This is a genomic window from Streptacidiphilus melanogenes (genome assembly GCF_000787835.1).
Taxonomy (GTDB): Bacteria; Actinomycetota; Actinomycetes; order Streptomycetales; family Streptomycetaceae; genus Streptacidiphilus; species Streptacidiphilus melanogenes.
This window is the reverse complement of the sequence record NZ_BBPP01000100.1, coordinates 2,129-4,691: the sequence shown is the minus strand read 5'-3', so window position 1 is coordinate 4,691 and position 2,563 is coordinate 2,129. Positions and strand designations below refer to the sequence as shown.

The 2,563-nt window shown below is 67.3% G+C and carries 3 protein-coding genes and 1 pseudogene; 3 read left to right on the top strand and 1 reads right to left on the bottom strand.

Going from position 1 to position 2,563, the window contains the following annotated elements; all coding sequences use genetic code 11:
- The coding region (locus TR49_RS42315) for an integrase core domain-containing protein (protein ID WP_236653747.1) at positions 1-215 on the bottom strand (215 nt) is incomplete at its 3' end.
- A 769-nt stretch (positions 216-984) separates the two neighbouring features.
- Here TR49_RS42315 and TR49_RS43445 point away from each other — a divergent pair.
- The 3 genes and pseudogenes from TR49_RS43445 to TR49_RS44335 all read left to right on the top strand — a co-directional run.
- Positions 985-1,203, top strand: a complete 219-nt coding sequence (locus tag TR49_RS43445) for a hypothetical protein (protein ID WP_042391293.1) — start codon at positions 985-987, stop codon at positions 1,201-1,203.
- Between the two features lie 159 nt (positions 1,204-1,362).
- On the top strand, positions 1,363-2,277 hold the full coding sequence (locus tag TR49_RS39400) for a hypothetical protein (protein ID WP_042391291.1): 915 nt from the start codon (positions 1,363-1,365) through the stop codon (positions 2,275-2,277).
- Positions 2,278-2,353: 76 nt separating this feature from the next.
- Positions 2,354-2,563 (top strand): annotated as a pseudogene (locus TR49_RS44335) (FG-GAP repeat domain-containing protein); the annotation flags it as partial.

Genomic DNA, 2,563 nt, shown 5'->3' with positions numbered 1-2,563 from the left:
TGGTCACCCCGGCGTATGTCCAGGCGGGCGATCTGTCCTAGTTCGAGCGGTTCGGGCACTGCGCGTACTGGTGCCGCCTGGTTCATCCCTTGGTGGGGCTGCTGGGCGTTGTGATGCTGCTCGAACTCGCGCAGTGCACGGCGCAGGTGGCTCTCGCTCCAGATCAGTGTCCGGCCCAGGAGTTCATGACGGCAGGTCTGCACCCAACGCTCCACTATTGAGTTCACGCTCGGCACTCGGACGCCAGTGAGCACGACCTGGATGCCGGCGTCGGCCAGGGGCCTGGTCGAGGAGCGGTGGGAACTTCGCGTCCCGGTCCCGGATCAGGTATCTGACGGTGGATCTATCATCCTCCAGATCCATGGAGGGGCCTGCCGTGTTCGAACCGGGCTAGGGTGGGGATAGCTCGTCTTTTGGTTGATCGACCGCGGGCGTCTACGAGGCTGGGTACAGCGGCGCGTTGTCCGCTCGCCGCCACAGCCGGATGTGCCACTCGTTTGCGTCTGGGGCTGGCTGCTCTGGGAGGACCGGGTTGGGTCCCGTCTCGATCAGGTGAAGCAAGGTCCAGGCGACTCCATAGCAGTCGTCCGGACCGAAGCATTCCACCAGCGCCCTGGCCTCCTCCTCGGTCACGGGCCTGGAGATGGCGTCCAACTCTTTGCCGCGCCTGTCGATCTCTTCTTCGGTGCCCTCCCAGTCAGGGAGAGGGCCGTCGGCGACGAACGCCCGAACTTCAGGTCGCATTGCGTCATGATCCGATGCGGCTGCCATAGCCGCAAGGCCATCACTCGCCCTGATGAGCTGCTGTTTGATCCGTAGCTCTCGCTGGATCGGTCATCCACGGACAACTCCGTCTCGGGAGTAGTGCTGCTGGCCGGTGTTGCACAGTCCTGAACCCTGCGGTTGCGGTACCCAGCTGCTGTACTGCTCTGAGCCTCGGAGTCGGGCGTTGCTGATCGACGTGGCATCCGCTACAACCATCGCATGACGGATCATCCCCGAGGGGCCTCCTTCTGGGCCAAGGACCGGGCCGCTGCGGCCTTCGCCGGGGCGTTGGTCTTCTTTCTCGTACAGGCCATCACGCTCCCGTGGACGAAACAGGCCGTGCCGGACTACGCGTACACCGCCGCCTTCCTGATCGCGGCCCCAGCGGCGGTCCTCGGCGGCCTTGCCGCGCGCCGGATCATGAAGCGCCTTCCGTAGCCGCCCTGGGCGCTGAGCTTGGGAATCTACTACTCGACCGCACCAGGCGCAGTCTTCACACTGACCGCTGACAGCAACGGCGACGGCGGCTTCGCCGCCCCGATCCGCCGTTCCACTGGCCTGTAGCACCACCCATTCCCCACTCACTGGAGCACCAGCGTGCCAACACGTCAGCGCCACCGGGCCCTCCTCGCGAGCGCCATCACCCTCGTCGCCGCCCTCGCGCCCTGGACCACCACCGCGGCACAAGCGAGCCCCACCAGCCCGACGATCTCCTTGTCCGTCCCGACTGCGATCGACCTCGACGGCGCGCCGGGAGACATAACCGTCCACGTCACCAACCCGACCAGCAGCGACGCCTACGTGCGCCTGCTCTTCCCCACGGGCGACGCCGGGCTGACCATCACCGACTCCGCTGGCAACCGGCTGCCCGTCGCTGTGCCGCCCGGCGGTGGGGCCCCCGTCGTCGACATCGGCCGCGAGGACAGCAACGGCAACGGCATCCCCGGAGCGCCGCTGTCCGCTGGCGACATCACCGTGCACGTCGACGTCGCCTATCCTGGCGGCTCCGTCATGGTGCAAGGCGAAATCCTCGACGGCGCGACCGGAAACGCCGTGGCCTTGACGGGCAGGGGCGTCCAGGACATCCGGGCGCTGGCCCCCGAGCTCGACTCCACCCTCTCGGCGGCCAACGAACATGTGGTTCATCTGATCCAGGGCGCTGCCACCGAGAACGTCGTGTCGTTCGACGTGCCCGTGCCGATGCTCGCCCCACCCACGCAGTACCGCACCAGCCTTACCTTCAGCGCCCAGCAGCTCGCCGCCAGCGGCAACACCGCCCAACGCGTCGTCACCAACCTTCACGCCGCCTGCGCGGTCGACCAGCAGCCCGAGCAGCCATGCACCTGGACGGTCAACGCCGACGGCTCGTTGACCCTCACCTACCCGCTGGCCCAGTTGCTCTCGCCTGCCGTCGGCACGCCGCATCTGCCGCTCGCCCTGGGACTGACTCCCAACCTACTGGCTCCACAGCGGCACCCTGACCGGCACCCTCTCCCTTCGGGACACCTTTGACAACACCCTGGCAACTGCACCGCTGAATCTGCAGATCCAGGCCATCGATGAGCCTCAGAACCTGGTCGGCGCGCTCGTGGCACCTGACACCTCCGGAACGCTGTGGCAGTACCGCGGCACCGGCACCGACACCTTCTCGCCTGTCTTCGGCGGCCGCGAATACGTGGGCCCTGGCTGGAACTCCTACAACCTGCTCGCGAGTCTCGGCGGTCTGCGCGCCGACGGGACCGGCCAGCTCGTTGCCCGCGACCACAACGGCGTGCTCTGGCTCTACCAGGGCACCGGT

Coding starts and splice junctions, on each gene's coding strand:
- TR49_RS43445 (WP_042391293.1), top strand. CDS start 985: ATGACGGATCATCCCCGAGGGGCCTCCTTCTGGGCCAAGGACCGGGCC.